General features: G+C 33.9%; 1 protein-coding gene. It reads left to right on the top strand.

Going from position 1 to position 1011, the window contains the following annotated elements; translation table 11 throughout:
* Positions 1 to 584 precede the first annotated feature (584 nt).
* The coding region (locus FTU34_RS17730; protein ID WP_180036178.1) for an AAA family ATPase at positions 585 to 1011 on the top strand (427 nt) is incomplete at its 3' end.

Raw genomic sequence — 1011 nt, 5'->3', positions numbered from 1 at the left:
TCTGCTAGGGACAGCTGCCCTGTTTGTTTCCATGCCATGTCGGTGTCTTTTGTTATGTGGTTGATTATAAAGCATTATATCATTTTAACGAACTTTTGTGTATCTGTTCGTGCAAAGGTTTCTTTAATTCAGTCCAGAATCACAACCAGAAACTAGCTGTAGTTTCTGAATGACCGTCAAGGTCCTTAGTTTCGCCCATAGATTCCCTCTGTGGGCTTTTTTTGATCAAAAATTGTATAGATGCTCTAAAATAAACCTTTTAGCATTTCATAAGCAATTAGGATTAAGGCTGAGACCATCAGCACAACAAAAATGAGTTCCACTCTAGTTAACAACTTAGTTCCATTTACTTTTCACTTAATTTATATAGCAGTTAACTCGTAGCATAAATGACATAACATGACATGGAAAATAATCAAAAAGACAGAATTTGGATTTTGATCAGATCTGCATGTTTACATGCTTCTACAGCAGCTTTGAATGTTTCACTTAACCTTTAAACTTTTCTTAAAACTAAATATATTTACATATACATTCTAAAATTTGATAGAATTTATTAAAACTTTAGATTCTAAGTGTAAATAATGAGAAGCGCTAATATTCGACGTGATGGCTACTTAAAATTTCTGAATACATGGCAAGACCGTGATGTCATTAAAGTGCTTTCGGGTGTACGTCGCTCTGGAAAATCCACCTTGTTAGCGATGTTTCAACAAGACCTAAAAGCACAGGGTGTACAAGCCGAAAACATCATTGCTATCAATTTCGAATTTATGGAATTTGAAGAACTCACAGATTACCGTAAACTACATGATTATGTACTGTCTAAAGTTGATAAAAGCAAAAAAAACTATGTTTTTTTAGATGAAATACAACATGTTACCAATTTTGAGAAAGTAGTCGACTCCTTATATGTTCGGGATTATATCGATTTATATATTACAGGCTCAAATGCATTCTTTCTAAGTGGAGAACTTGCGACTTTACTTACAGGACGCTATATCGAGCAAC

The sequence above is a fragment of the Acinetobacter sp. YH12094 genome (assembly GCF_013419295.1).
Lineage (GTDB): Bacteria > Pseudomonadota > Gammaproteobacteria > Pseudomonadales > Moraxellaceae > Acinetobacter > Acinetobacter amyesii.
This window is presented reverse-complemented; position numbering and strand designations above follow the sequence as displayed.